At 72.2% G+C, this 18,605-nt stretch carries 17 protein-coding genes; 4 read left to right on the top strand and 13 right to left on the bottom strand.

The features are described from left to right. Position 1 precedes the first annotated feature (1 nt). From DV20_RS31370 to glmS, 5 genes are read right to left on the bottom strand one after another with little or no spacing between them, the layout of a single operon-like run. Positions 2 to 1,093 carry an ABC transporter ATP-binding protein gene (locus tag DV20_RS31370; RefSeq protein ID WP_043786608.1) on the bottom strand — a complete coding sequence of 364 codons (1,092 nt, stop codon included), beginning with the start codon at positions 1,091 to 1,093 and terminating at the stop codon, positions 2 to 4. A gap of 3 nt (positions 1,094 to 1,096) precedes the next feature. Continuing rightward, entirely contained in the window at positions 1,097 to 2,527 is a 1,431-nt protein-coding gene (gene xylB / locus DV20_RS31365; RefSeq protein ID WP_043786607.1) for a xylulokinase, read from the bottom strand. Beyond that, entirely contained in the window at positions 2,517 to 3,353 is an 837-nt protein-coding gene (locus DV20_RS31360) for a DeoR/GlpR family DNA-binding transcription regulator (RefSeq protein ID WP_043786606.1), read from the bottom strand. Before DV20_RS31360 ends, xylB begins: the two co-directional genes overlap by 11 nt. A 56-nt stretch (positions 3,354 to 3,409) precedes the next feature. Continuing rightward, a complete protein-coding gene (locus DV20_RS31355; protein WP_043786604.1) occupies positions 3,410 to 4,849 on the bottom strand; it encodes a bifunctional ADP-dependent NAD(P)H-hydrate dehydratase/NAD(P)H-hydrate epimerase in 1,440 nt (479 codons plus the stop codon). Between the two features lie 18 nt (positions 4,850 to 4,867). After that, positions 4,868 to 6,730 (bottom strand): glutamine--fructose-6-phosphate transaminase (isomerizing), encoded by a 1,863-nt coding sequence (gene glmS, locus DV20_RS31350; protein ID WP_043786642.1) that lies wholly within the window; start codon positions 6,728 to 6,730, stop codon positions 4,868 to 4,870. A 377-nt stretch (positions 6,731 to 7,107) separates the two neighbouring features. Between glmS and DV20_RS31345 the strand changes: the two genes are divergently transcribed. Further along, positions 7,108 to 7,932, top strand: coding sequence for a dienelactone hydrolase family protein (locus DV20_RS31345; RefSeq protein WP_043786602.1), 825 nt, complete (start codon positions 7,108 to 7,110; stop codon positions 7,930 to 7,932). A 22-nt stretch (positions 7,933 to 7,954) separates the two neighbouring features. Here DV20_RS31345 and DV20_RS31340 read toward each other — a convergent pair whose 3' ends face one another. The 5 genes from DV20_RS31340 to DV20_RS31320 all read right to left on the bottom strand — a co-directional run bounded on the left by DV20_RS31340 (position 7,955) and on the right by DV20_RS31320 (position 13,246). Next, entirely contained in the window at positions 7,955 to 8,419 is a 465-nt protein-coding gene (locus DV20_RS31340; protein ID WP_043786601.1) for a hypothetical protein, read from the bottom strand. A 19-nt stretch (positions 8,420 to 8,438) separates the two neighbouring features. Beyond that, positions 8,439 to 10,979: a WXG100 family type VII secretion target gene (locus DV20_RS31335; protein ID WP_043786599.1), complete on the bottom strand. Its 2,541-nt coding sequence runs from the start codon at positions 10,977 to 10,979 to the stop codon at positions 8,439 to 8,441. After that, positions 10,979 to 11,293 carry a hypothetical protein gene (locus DV20_RS31330; RefSeq protein WP_235191025.1) on the bottom strand — a complete coding sequence of 105 codons (315 nt, stop codon included), beginning with the start codon at positions 11,291 to 11,293 and terminating at the stop codon, positions 10,979 to 10,981. Before DV20_RS31330 ends, DV20_RS31335 begins: the two co-directional genes overlap by 1 nt. 167 nt (positions 11,294 to 11,460) lie before the next feature. Next, positions 11,461 to 11,721 (bottom strand): acyl carrier protein, encoded by a 261-nt coding sequence (locus DV20_RS31325; RefSeq protein ID WP_043786598.1) that lies wholly within the window; start codon positions 11,719 to 11,721, stop codon positions 11,461 to 11,463. Then, the gene (locus DV20_RS31320) at positions 11,714 to 13,246 is read right to left on the bottom strand and encodes a fatty acyl-AMP ligase (protein WP_043786596.1); all 1,533 of its coding nucleotides are present in this window, start codon (positions 13,244 to 13,246) and stop codon (positions 11,714 to 11,716) included. Before DV20_RS31320 ends, DV20_RS31325 begins: the two co-directional genes overlap by 8 nt. 30 nt (positions 13,247 to 13,276) lie before the next feature. Here DV20_RS31320 and DV20_RS31315 point away from each other — a divergent pair, with 30 nt between their 5' ends. Next, complete coding sequence (locus DV20_RS31315; protein ID WP_043786595.1) at positions 13,277 to 14,161, top strand: cytochrome P450 family protein; 885 nt, start codon at positions 13,277 to 13,279, stop codon at positions 14,159 to 14,161. On the opposite strand, the gene glmM is transcribed toward DV20_RS31315, so the two are convergent. The 3 genes from glmM to rplM form a co-directional block, all read right to left on the bottom strand. Beyond that, a complete protein-coding gene (gene glmM, locus DV20_RS31310) occupies positions 14,147 to 15,481 on the bottom strand; it encodes a phosphoglucosamine mutase (protein WP_043786593.1) in 1,335 nt (444 codons plus the stop codon). The two genes, DV20_RS31315 and glmM, sit on opposite strands and share 15 nt — an antisense overlap. Before the next feature lie 171 nt (positions 15,482 to 15,652). After that, entirely contained in the window at positions 15,653 to 16,153 is a 501-nt protein-coding gene (gene rpsI, locus DV20_RS31305) for a 30S ribosomal protein S9 (RefSeq protein WP_043786592.1), read from the bottom strand. A gap of 14 nt (positions 16,154 to 16,167) precedes the next feature. Continuing rightward, on the bottom strand, positions 16,168 to 16,620 hold the full coding sequence (rplM, locus tag DV20_RS31300; protein WP_004560141.1) for a 50S ribosomal protein L13: 453 nt from the start codon (positions 16,618 to 16,620) through the stop codon (positions 16,168 to 16,170). A gap of 261 nt (positions 16,621 to 16,881) precedes the next feature. Here rplM and DV20_RS31295 point away from each other — a divergent pair, with 261 nt between their 5' ends. Further along, positions 16,882 to 17,775: a hypothetical protein gene (locus tag DV20_RS31295; protein ID WP_043786590.1), complete on the top strand. Its 894-nt coding sequence runs from the start codon at positions 16,882 to 16,884 to the stop codon at positions 17,773 to 17,775. A 29-nt stretch (positions 17,776 to 17,804) separates the two neighbouring features. Further along, a complete protein-coding gene (locus tag DV20_RS31290; protein ID WP_043786589.1) occupies positions 17,805 to 18,539 on the top strand; it encodes a DUF4333 domain-containing protein in 735 nt (244 codons plus the stop codon). The last annotated feature ends 66 nt before the right edge of the window (positions 18,540 to 18,605 follow it).

Below are 18,605 nucleotides of genomic sequence, written 5' to 3'. Positions count from 1 at the left end.
GTCAGGGCAGGCGCGCCCCGGTGGTGGCGGAGAACACGTGCAGCTCGTCGGGGCGGATCCGCAGGTGGACCGTGTCGCCCATGGCCGGCGGCGTGCGCGGGTCGACGCGGGCGACGACGTTGGACTTCGTGCCCTCCGCGTCGGTCTCGGCCAGCTTGCCGTAGACGTACGCGTCCGAGCCGAGCTCCTCGACCAGGTCGACCTTGATCGGCACCGAGTCGGGGCCCTCGCTGACCACTTCCAGCGACTCCGGCCGGAAGCCGAGGGTCACCGTGTCGCCGTCGGCGGCCGCGATGACCTCGCGGGTCAGGGCCACGCTGCCGCCGCCCAGCTCGGCACCGTCCGCCGTCAGCTTCGCGGTCACCAGGTTCATCGCCGGCGAGCCGATGAAGCCCGCGACGAAAGCGTTTGCGGGCTTGTCGTACAGCGCGCGCGGGGTGTCGCACTGCTGCAGCAGGCCGTCCGACAGCACCGCGACGCGGTCACCCATCGTCATGGCCTCGACCTGGTCGTGCGTGACGTACACCGTCGTGACGCCGAGGCGGCGCTGGAGCGCGGCGATCTGCGTACGCGTCGAGACACGCAGCTTCGCGTCGAGGTTCGACAGCGGCTCGTCCATCAAGAAGACCTGCGGCTCGCGGACGATCGCGCGGCCCATCGCGACGCGCTGGCGCTGACCACCGGAGAGCGCCTTCGGCTTGCGGTCGAGGTAGTCCACGATGTCCAGCAGCTTCGCGGCCTCGAGGACCTTCTGCTTGATCTCCGACGCGGGCCGCCCGGCGATCTTCAGCGCGAAGCCCATGTTCTGCGCGACCGTCATGTGCGGGTACAGCGCGTAGTTCTGGAACACCATCGCGATGTCACGCGAGCGCGGCGGCAGCTGGGTGACGTCGCGGTCGCCGATCCAGACGGCGCCGTCGTCGATGTCCTCGAGGCCGGCGAGCATGCGCAGGCTGGTCGACTTGCCGCAGCCGGACGGGCCGACCAGCACGAGGAACTCGCCGTCGGCGATCTCCAGGTCCAGTGCGTCGACCGCGGGCCGCTCGGCGCCCGGGTAGCGGCGGGTCGCCTTGTCGTAGGTGATGGAAGCCATCGGTCAGTCCTCTCGGTTCTCTCGCCGGACCCCGTAAGCCGCTTCACGGGCTTCGAGGTGGCGCTGCTGGATCCGGTGGCCCGCGGCGCGCTGCGCCTCGGTCGGCTCGTCCAGCTCGAGCCGCAGCTTCTGGTTCTTCTGCCAGGACGGGGGTTCCGCACTGGACGCGAGGGCCCACGCCGCCTGGCGCGCCGCCCCGATGGCGACGTACTCGGCGACTTCGGGCAGCTGCACGGGCACCCCGAACACCAGCGGCGCGACCGCGCGGACGGCCCGCGACTGCGCGCCCCCGCCGATCAGCAGCACGCGCTGGACGTCGAGGCCGTGCGCGCGCACCGCGTCGAGGCCGGCGGCCAGGCCGCAGAGCATGCCCTCGACGGCACTGCGCGCGAGGTTCTCCGGGGTCATGTTCTCCCTGGTCAGCCCGGCCAGCGAGCCGGTGGCGCCGGGCAGGTTCGGGGTGCGCTCGCCGTCGAGGTACGGCAGGAACGTCAGCCCGCCGGCGCCCGGTTCGGCGGTCAGGGCGAGGCGGTCGAACTCGCTGAGCGTGGCCCCGAGCATCGCCGCGGTCGAGGTGAGGACGCGGGCGGCGTTGAGGGTGCAGGCGAGCGGGAGGAACCGGCCGGTGGCGTCGGCGAACCCGGCGACTTCGCCGCTGACGTCGGCCGCGCCGGTCTCGGCGACGCCGAACACGGTGCCGCTGGTGCCGAGCGAGACGACGGCGTCACCCGGCTTGAGTTCCAGCCCGAGCGCCGCGGCCATGTTGTCGCCGGTGCCGGCGGAGACGAGCACGCCGTCCGGGGTGTGGCCGGCGACGTCGGCCGGGCCGAGCACGGTGGGCAGCTCCGGCGTCCGGCCGCCGAAGGCGTGGCTCAGGACGTCGAGGCGGTAGGCGTTGTCGGTCGGCGAGAAGTACCCCGTGCCGGAGGCGTCGCCGCGGTCGGTGACCGGGTCGCCGCCGGTGAGCTTCCAGGTCAGCCAGTCGTGCGGGAGCAGCACGCGGGCCACGCGGTCGGCGAGCTTCGGCTCGTGCTCGGCCAGCCAGCGCAGCTTCGTCACGGTGAAGCTGGCGACCGGCACCGAGCCGACGGACTTCGCCCAGGCCGACGGCCCGCCGAGCTCGTCGATGAGGTCGAGCGCCGCCTGCGCGGACCGGGTGTCGTTCCACAGCAGCGCGGGCCGGACGACCTCGCCGTCTTCGCCGAGGGTGACCATGCCGTGCTGCTGGCCGCCGACGCCGATGGCCTTGACGCCGTCGAGCAGGCCGCCGGTGGCTTCGGTGAAGGCGTCCCACCAGGCGGCGGGGGCGACCTCGGTGCCGTCGGGGTGCGGCGCGCGGCCGGTGCGGACGATCTCGCCGGTTTCGGCGTCGCACACGACGACCTTGGTCGACTGCGTGGACGAGTCGATACCGGCAACCAGTTCAGCTGTCATAGGGCTGTCCCTCTGCGACGTGTTCGACGATCTCGATCGCGGTCCCCGCGTTCAGCGCGGCCTCGATCTCCTCGGTGGGCGTGGCTTGGCCCGTGATCAGCAGGTCGTAGTCGCCGACGTCGCCGTGCGCGTAGGTGGCGGTGCGGCCGAACTTCGAGTGGTCGACGACCAGGACGGTGTGGTTCGCGACCTTCAGCGCGGCCTTCTTGAGCTCGGCGTAGTCGCGGTCGGGGTGGAAGAGGCGGCCGACGGCGACGGCGGTGACCGAGACGAACGAGACGTCGGCGCGGATCGAGTCGAGCAGGTTGAGGACTTCGGGGCCGGCGCAGGAGTCGTACTCGTGGCTGTAGCGGCCGCCGGCGAGGACGACGTCGACCTGGGGGCCGAGCAGGCGGGCGGCGTGCAGCGAGTTGGTGACGACGGTGAGCGCGTCGATCTCGGCGAGCCGCTTGACCAGCGGGAGCAGGGTGGTGGAGTCGTCGACGAAGACCGTCTGGCCGGGCTGCACGTGGTTCGCGGCGGCCTGGCCCAGGGCTTCCTTCTCGCCGTGGTGGAGCGTGTCGCGGAAGCGGGCGGCGCTCTCGATGGTGAGCGCCGGGTAGGCCTCGACCTTGCCGCGCAGCTTGCGCAGGAGCCGGCGTTCGGCCAGGTCGTCGAGGTCGCGGTGCATGGTCATCAGGCTGACCTTGAACCTCGCCGTCAGGTCGTCGATGCGGGCTTCGCCGTGCTCGATGACGTGATCGAGGATGTCCTGCCGCCGCCGTTCGACGACGGCATCGGACGGCCGGGTCTTCCGGTCTCCGGGTGCTGCTGTGCCGCCGCTCACACGGCATTCTTACCAGATCTGCCGCGCGAAGTTAACAGAGAACTCGATAAGTCTTCTCAGGAAGTTAGCGAGCGGATCGAGCGGATCGCCTCCGGGATCGCGTGGACCAGGCCGGAGGCCGAGGTGGGGGCGTTCTGGGCCGCGATCGCTCCCGCCAGGGAGTGGACGTGCGCCGCCATCGCGGCCGCCAGCCAGGGGTCCAGGCGGGCCGCGAGGAGGGCGCCGACCAGGCCCGAGAGGACGTCGCCGGAGCCCGCCGTCGCCAGCCAGGCGCCGCGCGGGGTGTTCACCGCGACCCGGCCGTCCGGGGCCGCGATCACCGTGACGTGCCCCTTCAGCAGCACCACCGCGTTGTACTTCTTCGCCGCCTCGCGCGCCGCCGTCACGCGGTCCGGGCCGGGCGCGCGGCCCATCAGGCGCTCGTACTCGCCCGCGTGCGGGGTCAGGACCAGCGGCGTGTCCGGGTCGCGCGCGTCGAGGACGTCCGGGGACTTCGCGATGATCGTCGTCGCGTCGGCGTCCGCGCAGACCGGGACGCCCCGGCCGAGCACGTACCGCAGGACGTCACGGCCCTCGGCGCCCGTGCCGATGCCGGGGCCGACCGCCCAGGCCTGGACGCGGCCGGCGTCCGCGACGGTGCCCGTCGCGATGATCTCCGGCCACTGCCCGCGGACGACGTCGGCCGCGTGGCCCGCGTAGCGCACCATGCCCGCCGTCGCACGGACCGCCGAACCCGCCGCGAGCACCGCCGCGCCCGGGTACGTCGCCGAGCCCGCCGCGATCCCGACCACGCCCTGGCTGTACTTGTCGTCCTCCGGCCCCGGCACCGGCCAGGCCGCGGCGACGTCCACGACGTCGAGGCGCCGGAGGTCGGGGTCGTCCAGCTCGAGGCCGATGTCGACCAGCGCGACCTCGCCGCACCACGACGGCGCCAGCGCGTGCACCGGCTTAAGGGCCCCGAACGTCACCGTGCGGGCCGCCCGCACCGCCGGCCCGTCGACCGCGCCGGTGTCCGGGTCGACGCCGCTGGGCAGGTCGACCGCGACGATCGGCGCTTCCACCAGTTCGACCAGCCGCGCCGCCTCCGGCCGCAGCGGACCGCGGCCGGAGATGCCGACGATGCCGTCGACCACGACGTCCGCCCGGGCGATCCACTGTGGACCGTCCACGGCGGGCACCGCGCGGCCGCCGGCCCGTTTCAACGCCGCCAGCCCCTTGGCGTGCGCCCGCTCGGGCTGGAGCAGGATCGCCGTGACCGCGACGCCGCGGCGGCGCAGGAACGCCCCGGCCCACAGCGCGTCGCCGCCGTTGTCCCCGGAGCCGACCAGCAGGACGACCCGGCGGCCGGAAACGCCGCCGGTGTGGTCCTCCAGGAAGTCCGCGAGCTGAACCGACAGGCCGAACGACGCCCGCCGCATCAGCTCGCCGTCGGGCGTGACGGCGAAGGCTCGCCCCTCCGCCTCGCGAATCCGTTCCGTGGTCCAGATTCCCTGCACGGCGGGGCCTCCCGCGAGTTACTCGACTGTGACGGACTTCGCCAGGTTACGCGGCTTGTCGACGTCGTACCCGCGGGTGCGGGCGATCTCCGCGGCCAGCACCTGCAGCGGCACGGTGGACACCAGCGGCTGCAGCAGCGTCGGCACCGCGGGGACCTCGATGAGCTCGTCGGCGAACGGCCGGACGGTCTCGTCACCCTCTTCGGCGATCACGATCGTGCGGGCGCCGCGCGCCTGGATCTCGCTGATGTTGGACACCAGCTTCGAGTGCAGCACCGCGCGGCCCTTGGGCGAGGGCATCACGACGACGACCGGCAGGCCGTCTTCGATCAGCGCGATCGGGCCGTGCTTGAGCTCGCCGGCGGCGAAGCCCTCGGCGTGCATGTACGCGAGTTCCTTGAGCTTCAGCGCGCCTTCGAGGGCCACCGGGAAGCCGACGTGACGGCCGAGGAACAGCACGGCCTTGGAGTCGGCGATCCGGCGGCCGAGGTCGCGGACCTGCTCCACAGTGGACAGTACCTTCTGGACGGCCGCGGGCATGGCCTCCAGCTCGGCGAACTCGCGCGCGACCTCGTCCGGGTACTTCGTGCCGCGGGCCTGCGCCAGCGCCAGGCCGACCAGGTAGTTCGCCGCGATCTGGGCGAGGAACGCCTTGGTGGAGGCGACGCCGATCTCGGGCCCGGCGTGGGTGTAGAGCACGGCGTCGGACTCACGCGGGATCTGCGCGCCGTTGGTGTTGCAGACGGCCAGGACACGCGCCTTCTGCTCGCGCGCGTGCCGGACGGCTTCGAGCGTGTCCGCCGTCTCGCCGGACTGGGAGACGGCGACGACCAGCGTGTCGCGGTCGAGGACCGGGTCGCGGTAGCGGAACTCGGACGCCAGCTCGACCTCGACCGGCAGCCGCGTCCAGTGCTCGATCGCGTACTTCGCGACCAGGCCGGAGTGGTAGGCCGACCCGCAGGCGACGACGAAGACCTTGTCGACGTCACGGAGGTCCTGGTCGGAGATGCGCTGCTCGTCGAGGATGATCCGGCCGGACTCGAAGTGCCCGCGCAGCGTGTTGGCCAGCGCTTCGGGCTGCTCCTCGATCTCCTTGAGCATGAAGTACTCGTGGCCGCCCTTTTCGGCGGCGGAGAGGTCCCAGTCCACGGTGAACGGCTTCGCCTGGGCGGCGTCGCCGTGGAAGTCCAGGACCTCGTAGCCCTCACGGGTGATGACGACGAGCTGGTCCTGCCCGAGCTCGACGGCCTCGCGGGTGTGCTCGATGAAGGCGGCGACGTCGGAGGCGACGAAGTGCTCCCCGTCGCCGACCCCGACGACCAGCGGCGACGACCGGCGCGCGGCCACGATCGTGTCCGGGTGGTCGGCGTGCGTCACGACCAGGGTGAACGCGCCTTCGAGGCGACGGCAGACGGCGGCGACGCTGGCGGTCAGGTCGCCCTTGGTGTCGCCTTCGGTGTACGCGCGGGCCACCAGGTGGGCGGCGGTCTCGGTGTCGGTGTCGCTGGCCATCTCGACGCCGTCCGCTTCCAGCTCGGCGCGCAGGGCGGCGAAGTTCTCGATGATGCCGTTGTGCACGACGGCGACCCGCTGCGAGGCGTCCCGGTGCGGGTGCGAGTTGCGGTCGATCGGGGCGCCGTGGGTGGCCCACCGGGTGTGCCCCATGCCGGCGGTGCCGCCGAAGTGCTCGCGGCCGACCTCGTCGAGCCGGCCTTCCAGGTTGGCCAGCCGGCCCGCCTTGCGCTCGACGGTCAGCGCCCCGGCGCCGTCGAGGACCGCCACACCGGCGGAGTCGTAACCGCGGTACTCCATGCGCCGGAGCCCGCCGAGGACGACGTCCAGAGCCGGGCGGTGCCCGACATATCCCACGATTCCACACACGCGCACCAGCCTAACGAGGGATATTCGGCGAGTTGACGGGGTCCGCGAACGGCCTCCCACCTGCGCGGACGTCGGCTGGGTGGTTCGAACCAATGCCGGTGCGCCGGAGGGACGACACGCGTGCCTGGATGGACGACACGCGTGACTGGGCGGACGACACGCGTACCCGGAGGGTCGGGGGCGGGCGGAGCGGCCGAAAGTGTCGGTGGCCGCCGGTAAAGTGGAAAACGGGGGGCGCCCCCGCGGGCTGCCGACATCCCGCAAGCCCCGACACTGCCGCAGGCCGCCCTGCGGGCTGCTGACGTCACCGCGGGCGGGTGCGCCGCGCCGGGGCGGCGGGCGCGCCGCGGGAGGGCTCGCACAGTAGGGTTCCCGCCATGGCCAGCAAGCCCAAGCAGCTGCTCGCGGAGTTGACGCACCCGGGTCCGCACGAGGTCCTGCGGGGCAACCTCGCCCTGGTCGGGCTGCCCGGCGTGGTCTTCACGCCGCGCGCCGGGCTCGGGTTGCCCGCCGTCGCGTTCGGACACGGGTGGCTGCAGCCGCCCGATCGGTACCGGGAGCTGCTGCGGCACCTCGCGAGCTGGGGCATCGTCGCCGCCGCGCCGGACACCCAGCGCGGGCCGCTGCCCTCGCACCGGCTGCTCGCCGCCGACCTGCTGACCACCCTCGACGTCGTCACCACCGTGCGGCTCGGCCCGGACGGCATCAGCGTCGACCCCGCCAAGCTCGGCCTCGCCGGCCACTCGACCGGCGGCGGCTCCGCCGTCCTCGCCGCGGCGCAGGACGCCCGGAGCGAAAAGCCGCGGCTCAAGGCCGTCGCCACGATCACCGCGGCCCAGACGCTCCCGCCGGCCACCGAGTCGGCGAAGGCGATCACCGTCCCCGGCCTGCACCTCGCCGCCGAAGGCGACCTGGTCGCCCCCGCCGTCGCGCACGCCGAGGCGATCGCCGGCGCCTGGGGCGGCGAAGACGTCCAGCTGCGGTTCCTCGGCAAGGCGTCCCACCTGGGCGTCACCGAGGGCAAGCACTGGTCGCAGCTGTTCCTGCACGGCAAGCCGCACCGCAAGACCCAGCAGCTCACCCGCGCGCTGTTCACCGCGTTCTTCCTGACCCACCTGACCGGCACCGACAAGTACCGGCCCCTGCTCGAGGCGGACGTCAAGCGCGCGCCCATCGAGCGCGAGGAAGAGCCCGCCCACTGACGCGGACGGGCTCTTCGCGGTCTCAGACCAGCCAGCTGGTGCTGGAGAAATCGTCCTCGTCGTCGGGCTGACGCGCGTGCCGTCCCCGCCGCGGCGGCTCGGGCGCCGCGGCCGGTGGCTCCGGCGCCGGTTCCGGGCGCGGCGGGATCGCCGCGGCCGGGGTCCCGTAGCTGGGCGTCGGGTAGTTCGTGTAGCCGGTGTCCGCCTCTTCGTCGTGGACGCCGAACTCCATCAGCGACTCGCGGGACTTGTCGGCCAGCGTCTTCTCCGTCGCCCAGCCACCCGCGCTCTGCTTCCGCTTGTTGAGCTCGTCCATGTGCTCGGCGTACTTCTGCGCGGCGGCCAGCTCCCGCTGCATGCCCTCGCGGGCCTGCTGCTGGGCTTCGGCGAGCCGGCGTTCGCGCAGCCCCCGCTGCTCGTCCTGCTCCCGCGCCGCGGCGTCCATCGTCGAGATCGCCGCGCGATACCGGTCTTCGGCGCTGGTCATCGGCCCTCCTCGGCCCTCGTCACCGGTCGTACCGGATCGAACGGTCACCCTCGTCGTCCAGCGAGCCGCTGATCCGGCCCTTGGCGCCGCTCGTCTCGAACACGCCGCCCTCGACGCGGTACTGGCTGGGGCCGCGCTGCTGGTCGCCGCCACCGCCACCCCCCGGCGCGCCGCCCATGCCGCCCATCATCCCCATGCCGCCCATCCCGCTCATGCCCGACGAGCTCGCGGCGGCCTGGTGCATTCCGGAATCGACCGGCGTCGCGCCGAGCCCGCCACCGCCGTCGGACATCGGGAGCGAGGTGTCGCTGCCGGTCTGGGCGCCCGGGTCGAGCGAGACGGCGCCGGCGAAGTCCGACGCCCCGCCCCCGGTGACGGCCGAGCCGAAGCTGCTCGCACCGGCCGTCGTCGTGGCATCCCCGGCACCGGCACCGGCACCGGCGCCCGCGCCCGCATCGGCCGTCGCCACCGCGGGCTCGGCCCCGACGCTGCCCCCGCCGCCACCGCCGAGGTCGCCCTCGAAGCCGCCGGGCGCGGTGAACCCGGAGGCCGCTTCGCCGCGCGTGAAGCCCGGGTCGGGGTTGGCCGGTGCCGGGTCCCTCGTCAGCGGGGACTCGGCGTTCGCGTCGTGCCGGATGTCCGCGCCGACCGCGCCGTCGGTCACCGGTTTGACGTCCGCCTTGAGGCCGTCCGCCTTGAGGTCCCCGGCCTTGGGGTCGTCCTTCTCGTCCAGCGTGTAGGTGGTCGGCTCGCCCTTGCCGTCGTCGACCGTGACGATCGTCGGGCCGTCCGGGCCCTCCGGCCGCTCGGCGGTGATCTTGAGGTTGCCGTCCTGGATGTGGATCTTGCCGTCCGGGCCCGGCTTGTAGGAGCCGTCGGCCGACGGCTGGCCCTCCTTGACGGCCTGCTGGCTGCCCTGCGGCCCGAACGAGGCCTTGTCCGCGCCGGCGGCGTCCTTGCCGTCCTTGCCGGCTTCGGCCTTGTCGTCGTCACCCCAGTCGAGGTGGTAGTCCTTCTTGTGGCCCTGGCCGTCGTCCACGGAGATGTCCTGCTTGCCCGCGTTGTCGGGCTCGGACATCGTGATCGTGTTGTCGCCCTTCTTGACCGACACCGTGTCCGTGTCGTCGAGGTCCTTGATGGCCTCGCCGGTCTTCGGGTCGATCGGGTACGGCTCGCCGGTCGCCGGGTCGACCTCCAGGGGCTTCCCGGTGATCGGGTTCTTGCCTTCCTCCGGCTTCGCGGGCTCTTCGGCCTTCGGCGGCTCGACCGCCGACGGTGTCGTGGAGCCGCTCCCGGTGCTGCCCGTGCTCCCGGTGCCGGTGCTTCCCGTGCTGCCGGTGCCGGTGTTCCCGGTATTGCCGGTGTTCCCCGTGTTGCCGGTGTTGCCCGTGTTCCCGGTCTGGTCGCCGCCGCCTTCGTTCTTGGCTTCGGTCAGCTGGTTCCGGTAGCCGTCCAGGTACTGCGCCAGCGCGCCGAACTGCTGGTCGATGGTCTGCTTGGCGGCCTTGCAAGACCCGTCGAACGCGGCGATCAGGCTCTGGTACTCGGTCGAGAAGGCACCGTCGCGCCAGTAGCGGCAGACGTTCCGGCCGTAGTCGATGTTCTCCTGGTTGAAGCAGCCGTCGTCGTTCTGCAGGCGCTCGGCCAGGTTCGAGTTGTTGCCGTGCTTCGCGTTGACGGCGTCGATCCAGCCGGCGACCTTCATGAAGTCGTCGAATTCCTCGGTTTCGCCGTTGGCGATCTTGAGGACGTCCTTGGCCATCGGGATGTCGGCCTCGGCGATCACCGGGCGGTGCAGCTGCAGGACCTCGTCGACCTTCTTCTTGACGGCGGTGAAGACCTGCGTCACCGTCTGCGGGATCAGCTTCGCGGCGCCGTCGATCTGCTGCGACAGCTCCTTGGCGTGCGGCTTGATCGTCTCGTCGTACTTGATCTCCGCCGCGTTGGCGCCCTTGCCCTTCCACGCGTCGAAGAGGGTCTGGAGTTCGGTGTCGCTCTTCGTCAGCGCGTCCTCGACGACCTTGTGCGCCTTGCTCAGGTCTTCGGCGTCGCTGAGGAACTTCTGGTACTGGATCCCGCGGTTCTCGTGGAACTTGTCCTTGAGGTCCTTCTGGGAATCCTTCTTCGGGTTGTCGCCCTTGATCTGGTTCCAGACCTCGTCGGTCCACTTCGCGAGCATGTCGACCGCGACGTTGCCCTGGTCGAGCTGTTCGTCGGAACTCTTCGCGCCCGCCCCCAGCGTCGGCGCGGCGATTCCGTCGAGGTTCTTCTTCGCCTGGTCCCGCGCGGCGGTGTCGCGCTCGTGTTCCTGCTTCTTGGCCGCCGCTTCCTGCTGGGCTTCCTTCAGCGCTTCGTCGACATCGGACGAAGATCCCGGCAGCCAGTCGTCGTTGAAGCTGACGCTGTCGGTGTAGTTCTCGATGTACTTGGCGGCGTACGCCTCTTCTTCGTCGTTGAAGTTGACCGTGTCCTCGCTGTATTCCTCCATCAGCTTGGACTTGGCGGCCATCGAGACGTTCGGGTCGTCGAGGACCTTCTTGATCTCAGCCCATTCGGCCATCAGCGGTTACCCCCGGCCTGGTTCGCCTGCGCACCGGCGTTCGCTTCCTGCGCGGTGTACTTCGAGCCGGCCGATCCGATCCCGCTGCCGAGGTTCAGCAGGGCGTTCGAGAGCCCCGTCATGCCCGCGCCGATCTCGTCGATCCCGGCCTTGTACTTCCCGAAGCTCTCCTGGTGCACGCGACCGAAGTCCACCGCCACGATCTCGGTCGGCGCGACCTTCTTCGCTTCGTTCGCCGGGTCGTCGGCGACGTCCGCCAGGCGGATCTGCGCCCGCGTCATCGCCTCCGAACTCGCTTCGTAGCCGTTCGGCATGGTCGCTGCCCCCTTCGATCCCACAGGTCCCTCTTGCGTTCCGGGACTGTGACGCGCCCGGACACCGTTCGGTGCCGTCGCAGATGCACCCGTCGCAGATGCACACCGAGTCTAGCGTCCGGCCGGGCGCCAGACCTGGGCTTCCGCGAAGTGCACCCGCCCGAGCCTCAGCCGCCGGGCCGCTGGGCCGCGACCGCCTCGGAGATCACCTCGGCGACGCCCCGGATGTCCACCAGCCGCTCGAGCTCGTCGATGTCGACCGAGACGCCGTAGGTCACCTCGACCCGCGAGAGCAGCTGGATCCGCTGTCGGGACGTCATGCCGAGGTCGTCGAACGGCGTCGTTTCGGTGAGCCGCTCGGGCGGGATTTCCAGCGCGAAGGCGATGATCCGCCGGATCTCGTCGACGTAGGTACCCGGGTCAGCCATGCCGCTCATTCTCGCCCCACCAGCGCTCGCGGGCCGCGGCGCGGGACACCTTGCCGCTGGAGGTCCGCGGCACCTCACCCGGCCGCACCAGCCACAGGGCGCGCAGCGGCAGGCCGTGGGCCGCCGAGACGGCCCGCCGCACCGCCGTCTCCACCGCCTCGTCCGGCGCGACGCACCCGGCCACGACCGCGACGCCTTCGCCGTGGCCGTCCCGCACGGCGAACGCGGCGACGCGCCGGATGCCCGGGTGGGCGGCCTCGACGGTGGCCTCGATGTCCTGGGGGTGGTGGTTGCGGCCGTCGACGATGATCAGGTCCTTGAGCCGCCCGGTGACGTACAGCTCGCCGTCGTGGACGAACCCGAGGTCGCCGGTGCGCAGCCAGCCGCCGGGGGCGATCACGTCGTCGCGGCCCCAGTAGCCGTCCGCGACGTTCGGGCCGGACACCTGGATCTCCCCGCCGTCGACGCGGATCCGCTGACCGTACGGCCGCCCGACCGACACGCGCGGCTCGCCGCCGTCGAACGCCGTGATCGTCGGCCCCTCGTCCCCCGCGCTCGTGACGAACACGGTCGCCTCGGCGAGGCCGTAGGCCGGCTTCTGCGCCGCCCGCGGCAGCCCGAAGGGGGCGAAGGCCTTCGCGAAGGCTTCGACGGTGGCCGCGCGGACGGGTTCGCTCCCGTTGAGCAGGGAGTTCACCTGCGAGAGATCGACGTCTTCGAGGTCGCCCGCCGCCGCCGCGGCCAGGTCGAAGGCGAAGTTCGGCGCGCCGGTGACGACCCCCGGGTGCTCGGCCAGCAGCCGGATCCAGCGCAGCGGGTCGCGCACGAACTCCAGCGGCGTGAAGAACACCGACCGCGAGCCGAGGAAGACGGGCGTGCCGATGAGCAGGATCAGGCCCATGTCGTGGAAGAACGGGACCCAGCCGGCCAGCGGCGTCGACGCGTCGGCGTGGTAGCACCGCGTTGTCTGCCAGCAGCCGGCCACCAGCGCGCGGTGCGAGATCACGGCGCCGACCGGGCGGCGCGTCGAGCCGGACGTGTACTGCAGGTACGCGGGATCGGTCATCGCCACGGCGGCGGGTGGCTCGTCGTCGTCGGGCTCGATGTCCTCGACGGCGAGCACGGCGGACGGCGGAACCTTGTCCACGAGGTTCTTCGACGTCAGGCACACGGCCGGGGTGGCGTCCGCGAAGGCCGCCTCGATCCGGGCGCGGTGGGTGCGGCCGGTGGGGACCGACAGCGGGACCGCGATGCGCCCGGCGTAGAGCGTCCCGAGGAAAGCGGTGACGTAACCGAGGTCCTGCCGGGCGACGATCGCCACTCGATCACCCGGCCGGGTGACGCGCCGCAGCTCGCGGGCGACCCCGCGCACGCGGGCGAGCACCTGCGGCCAGGTCAGCGTGTGGTCGGCCGGTCCGGGGAAGGTGCGGCAGGTGAACGCGGGGCGGTCCGCACGCGCGTTGCGGAGCAGGTAGTCCGTGAACGGCGTGGCGAGGACGTCATCCGGGACGGCTGCGGGCGGCACGGCCCCATCCTGCCCTACCGTGTCGAAGCGATGGACGAGTTCGAACGGCACGGCATCGGCGTCGTCTCCGGCCGCGACGCGTGCGCGCGGGCCCTGCGATCACCGGACCTGACCTCGGATCCCGGCGGCGGCTCCCCCAGCGTGCTGCTGCGGGACGGCGAAGACCACGCCCGCGTGCGGGCGGTGCTGCGGGAGATCGTCGCCGGGCTGGAGCCGTTCCCGGCGTCGCTGCGCGCGTCGATCGAGGACGCGGTGGCCGGGCTGGGGACGTCGTTCGACCTGGTGCGCGATTTCGCGCGGCCGGTGGCGGGCGCGGTGACGTCGGCGGTGCTGGGCGTCCCCCTCGACGACGTGTTCCTGGACCACCTCGAAGCGACGACGGCGAACCTGGACGTCTTCGGCGGCACCGACCGGGCCGGGCAGGTGTCGGCGTTCCGGCTGGCGGTGCAGCTCAGCCGGACGGTGGCCGGGCCGGGCGGCCTGACCGCGTTGCGGGCGGCCCACGCGGCCGGGCGGCTCGACGAGGACGAGCTGGTCATCAACGCCGTGGTGCTGGCGCACGCGGTCTACGAGAACTCGCTGAACTTCCTGGCGTGCGCGGGCCTCGAATTCGCGACTTCGGGGCCGCGGAGCGTGCGGGAGCTGGTGACGGCGATCTGTCCGGCGCGGTACGTCCTGCGCTTCGGCCCGGACGGCCCGGTGGCGATCTCGCTGACCGACGGCCTGCCGTTCGGCCTGGGCCGCCACGCGTGCCCGGGCTCCGGGGTGGCGGTGGCCGAGGGCGAAATCGCGCTCACGGCGCTGGCGAAGGTCCTCGGCGACGGGTGCCGGGTGGGCGAAGTGCGCTGGAAGACCCACCCGGTGTTCCACGGCCTGGCGAAGGCCGTGGTCACCCTCGCGTCAGGAAACGGCTGAAACGACCCCGGCCAGGCGGTCGGCCGCGGCCTGCGCGGTCGACTGCGCCGGGGCCTCGACCATCACGCGGACCAGCTGCTCGGTGCCGGACGGGCGCAGCAGCACCCGGCCCTCCTCGCCCAGCTCGGCCTCGACCTCGCCGACGGCCGTGCGGACCTCGGAGGAGTCGGCGACCGCGGCCTTGTCGGCGACCGGGACGTTGACCAGCACCTGCGGCAGCCGGTTCATCACGGCCGCCAGGTCGGCCAGGGACTTGCCCGTCTCGGCCATGCGGCTCATCAGGCGCAGCGCGGTCAGCAGGCCGTCGCCGGTGGTGGCGTGGGCCGGGAGCACGACGTGACCCGACTGCTCTCCACCCAGCGCGAAGCCGCCCGCGCGCAGCTCTTCGAGGACGTACCGGTCGCCCACCGCGGCCGTGACGACGGTGATGCCGTGCGCCTTCATCGCCAGGTGCAGGCCGAGGTTGCTCATCACGGTCGCGACCAGGGTGTCCTTGGTGAGCTCGCCGGTCTCGGCCAGCGCGAGCGCCAGGACGGCCATGATCTGGTCGCCGTCCACCAGCTCGCCGGCGGAGTCGACGGCCACGCAGCGGTCGGCGTCGCCGTCGTGGGCGATACCGAGGTCGGCGCCGTGGGCGACGACCGCCTCACGCAGCTTCTCCGGGTGGTTGGAGCCGCAGTGCTGGTTGATGTTGATGCCGTCCGGGTCGGCGTACAGCGCGACGACCTCGGCACCGGCCCGGCGGTAGACCTCGGGCGCGGCGGCGAAGGCAGCGCCATTGGCGCAGTCGACGACCACCTTGAGCCCGGCGAGCGGGTGCGGCGTGGCGTCGAGCAGGTGGGTGGCGTAGCGGTCGAGGGCGTCTTCGACGTCCGTGACGCGGCCCACCCCGGCGCCCGTCGGGCGGACGGCGTCGGCGGACAGGCCGGCTTCGATCTCGTCCTCGATGCCGTCGGGCAGCTTGTGCCCGCCCGCGGCGAAGAGCTTGATGCCGTTGTCCGGCATCGGGTTGTGCGACGCGGAGATCATCACACCGAGGTCGGCCCCGAGCGCGCCGACCAGGTAGGCGACGGCGGGCGTGGGCAGCACCCCGACGCGGCGCACGTCGGCCCCGGCGGACGTCAGGCCCGCCACGACCGCGGCTTCCAGCATCTCGCCGCTGGCGCGCGGGTCGCGGCCGACGACCGCGACCGGCCGGTGCGAGCGGTCGTGCGCGGCGAGCACGCGGGCGGCACTGGCCGCCAGCGCCATGGCCAGCTCCGGCGTCAGCTCGGCGTTGGCCAGGCCACGAACCCCGTCGGTACCGAACAGGCGTGCCATCGATCGACCTCCTTGTGGGAACACCACGACAACCTAGCGACCCCGATGGACCGCGTTCCCCCACCCCGGTGATGTCGCTCCGACCGGCGAAAACAGCACACCGGCAAAAACGCCGGAGCGCCCATCCGATGGACGGATGGGCGCTCCGGTGGTTCGCGCCTGAGGGCGCGATCAGCGCTTGCTGTACTGCGGGGCCTTGCGGGCCTTCTTGAGGCCGTACTTCTTCCGCTCCGTGGCGCGCGCGTCACGGGTCAGGAAGCCGGCCTTCTTGAGGGCCGGGCGGTCGTCCGGGTCGACCTCGATGAGCGCACGGGCGATCGCCAGGCGCAGCGCACCGGCCTGGCCCGAGACGCCGCCACCCTTGAGGTTGGCGAAGATGTCGAACGAGTCCGGCTTCTCGACCAGGACCAGCGGGTCACGGATGAGCTGCTGGTGCACCTTGTTCGGGAAGTACTCCTCGAGGGTGCGGCCGTTGAGCTTGAACTCACCGGTGCCCGGGACGACCCGCACGCGGACGACGGCTTCCTTGCGGCGGCCGACGGTCTGGGCGTTGCCGCCGGCGGCACGCGACGGACGCGGCGCGGCGGGGGTCTCGCTGGTCGCGACGGCGCCGGTCTCGGTCGCCTCGGTGGTCTCGACGACCTCGGGGGCCTCGGTCTCGGTGCTGGTCACAGACTGTTCCTCACTCACTGCGCGACCTGCGCGATCTTGGTGATCTCGCGCGCCTGCGGCTGCTGCGCGGCGTGCGGGTGCTGCGGGCCGGCGTACACCTTCAGCTTCTTCGCCTGAGCGCGGCCGAGCTTGTTCTTCGGCAGCATGCCCTTGACGACCTTCTCGACAAGGTGCTCGGGCTTGGTGTCCAGCAGCTCGCCGAACGAGCGCTTCCGCAGACCGCCCGGGTAACCGCTGTGCCGGTACGCGAACTTCTGCTCGCGCTTGTTTCCGGTGAGCGCGACCTTCTCGGCGTTGACGATGATGACGAAGTCACCGGTGTCCACGTGCGGGGCGTAGGTCGGCTTGTGCTTGCCGCGCAGCAGCGTGGCGACCTCGGTCGCCAGCCGTCCGAGCACGACATCCTCGGCGTCGATCACGTGCCAGGCACGAGTGACGTCGCCGGGCTTGGGGCTGTACGTGGGCAAGGGTCTACCTCGTCGTCAACATTGCGTGTGGGTTCTGTGCGGGCCTAGCGCTTACGCGCCGCAGCGCACAACGACATATGAAGATACCCCCACGGTCACCGCACCCGCGCAGCGGGGGTGGTGGAAGCGCCCATACTAGGCTCCGGACGGCCCGGGCGCAGCCGGCACTCTACCGGAATTTTCCGGCCGAAGCGCCTGCACGCGCCGCCTCGGCACGCGAGGATGGGACGATCCGGGCGACACGGCTGAGCAGGGGACGGCATGAGCAAACGACCGAAGGCGATCTTCGTCCTGGGTGCCCTGCTGGCCCTGGTCAGCGCCTGCGGCCAGGCGAAGGCGGGCACCGCGCTGCCGAAGGGCGACGACGCGGCGGACTACGTCGGCGCCAAGTTCGAGCAGGTGATCGGCAAGCTCTCCGACGCCATCACCGATTCGCGGGACGTCACCAACTCGCTGGACGCCTACTTCAAGTTCGACGACAAGTGGATCCACAGCACCGTGACGTCCGCGCGCACCGGCAGCCCGGAGAGCCGCGCGGTGCGCCACCGGTCGCAGAAGCACCCGGACGAGATCATCGACACCTACACGCCCGCCGAAGGCGCGGTCGAGTACACCTACCTCGGCCCGGTGTACGTCCAGAAGGGCGTCTCGCCGACGGCGTGGGTGTCGATGCCCAAGCCGGAAGGCGGGCTGGTCGTGCCGTGCGCGTGGGGCGGGGTGCTGACGCCGTGCCGGATGGCGGACTCGGCCGCGCAGGCGTACGAGGCCGACAAACGCGCGGTCCGCGGGGCGAAGAGCCTCGGCGACGGCAAGACCGCGCTGACCGTGAACGTGCCGTTCGAGATCTTCGTCAAGAACAAGGTCGAGATCCTGCCGCCCAGCATCACCGGCCAGGTCGGACCGGAGCTGAAGAAGGCCGCGGTCCCGGCCACGATCACGCTGAACCCCGACGGCAGCCTCGCCTCCTTCGTGATGGAGGCCAAGTTCGCCGGCGACGGCCACCAGCTCGAGCTCAAGTACGAGTTCCGGTTCACCGGCAAGGCGAGCCCGCAGGACATGCCGAAGCTGCCGGACGCGAGCCAGATCACGGTGCTGCCCGACCGGGCGGCGATGGACGAGTTCTACCGCCGGCTCGGCGAAGCGCAGGGCAGCTGAAGCGTGACCACGACCCGAGGTGAGCTCCGATGACACCACCGTCCCAGCCGCCCGGCCCGCAGCAGCCGCAGTGGTGGCAGCCGCCGCCGGCCCCGCCCGGCGCCGCTCCGCAGCCGGGCGCGTGGCAGCCCGAGCAGCAGGCGACCGGCCCGCACTCCGGGCAGTGGCAGCAGCAGGCGGACCCGGCCACGGGGTCCTACACCGGCCCGTGGCAGCCCGAGCAGCCGTCGGGCTCGTTCTCCGGGCCGTGGCAGCCGGGACAACCGGGTAGCGGGCCGTGGCCGCCGCCGTCCCAGCCGGGACAACCGGGTAGCGGGCCGTGGCCGTCCCAGCCGGCACCGCAGCAGCCGCCGACACCCGGCCACGGGCAGCCGCAGCAGTACGGCGGCGGGTTCCAGCCCACGCAGTACGGCGGTCTGGGCGCGTTCGCCGCTGAGCCGCCGAAGAAGCCGAAGTCGAAGAAGCCGGTGCTGATCGCCGCCGGCGCGGTGCTGGTGCTCGCGCTCGGCGGCGGCGCGGCGTGGCTGCTGGGCGCGTTCCGCGGGGACGTGCTGGACCAGCAGTCCCTTCAGGACGGTGTGGTGAAGGTCCTGAACGAGAACTACGGCGAGCCCGACGTGAAGAACGCGCAGTGCCCGGCGAACGAGGCCGCGCAGAACGGCACGACGTTCGACTGCACGGTGACCATCGGCGGGCAGCCGATGAAGGTGACCGTGCGGGTGCTCAACGACCGGCCCGAGTACGAGGTCGGCGCCCCGCACTGAGTTCTGCCGCCGCCGCTGAAACGGCTCCGCTCCGGAAAAACGAAAACGGCGGGCCCCGCACCGGAG

It is taken from the genome of Amycolatopsis rifamycinica, from assembly GCF_000695625.1.
Classification (GTDB): domain Bacteria; phylum Actinomycetota; class Actinomycetes; order Mycobacteriales; family Pseudonocardiaceae; genus Amycolatopsis; species Amycolatopsis rifamycinica.
The sequence above is the reverse complement of the archived record's forward strand: the minus strand, read 5'-3'. Positions and strand labels throughout refer to the sequence as shown.

Coding starts and splice junctions, on each gene's coding strand:
- DV20_RS31290 (WP_043786589.1), top strand. CDS start 17,805: ATGACACCACCGTCCCAGCCGCCCGGCCCGCAGCAGCCGCAGTGGTGG.
- DV20_RS31330 (WP_235191025.1), bottom strand. CDS start 11,293: ATGCCGAACGGCTACGAAGCGAGTTCGGAGGCGATGACGCGGGCGCAG.
- DV20_RS31370 (WP_043786608.1), bottom strand. CDS start 1,093: ATGGCTTCCATCACCTACGACAAGGCGACCCGCCGCTACCCGGGCGCC.
- glmM (WP_043786593.1), bottom strand. CDS start 15,481: ATGGCACGCCTGTTCGGTACCGACGGGGTTCGTGGCCTGGCCAACGCC.
- DV20_RS31345 (WP_043786602.1), top strand. CDS start 7,108: ATGGCCAGCAAGCCCAAGCAGCTGCTCGCGGAGTTGACGCACCCGGGT.
- DV20_RS31295 (WP_043786590.1), top strand. CDS start 16,882: ATGAGCAAACGACCGAAGGCGATCTTCGTCCTGGGTGCCCTGCTGGCC.
- xylB (WP_043786607.1), bottom strand. CDS start 2,527: ATGACAGCTGAACTGGTTGCCGGTATCGACTCGTCCACGCAGTCGACC.
- DV20_RS31335 (WP_043786599.1), bottom strand. CDS start 10,979: ATGGCCGAATGGGCTGAGATCAAGAAGGTCCTCGACGACCCGAACGTC.
- DV20_RS31340 (WP_043786601.1), bottom strand. CDS start 8,419: ATGACCAGCGCCGAAGACCGGTATCGCGCGGCGATCTCGACGATGGAC.
- DV20_RS31315 (WP_043786595.1), top strand. CDS start 13,277: ATGGACGAGTTCGAACGGCACGGCATCGGCGTCGTCTCCGGCCGCGAC.
- DV20_RS31325 (WP_043786598.1), bottom strand. CDS start 11,721: ATGGCTGACCCGGGTACCTACGTCGACGAGATCCGGCGGATCATCGCC.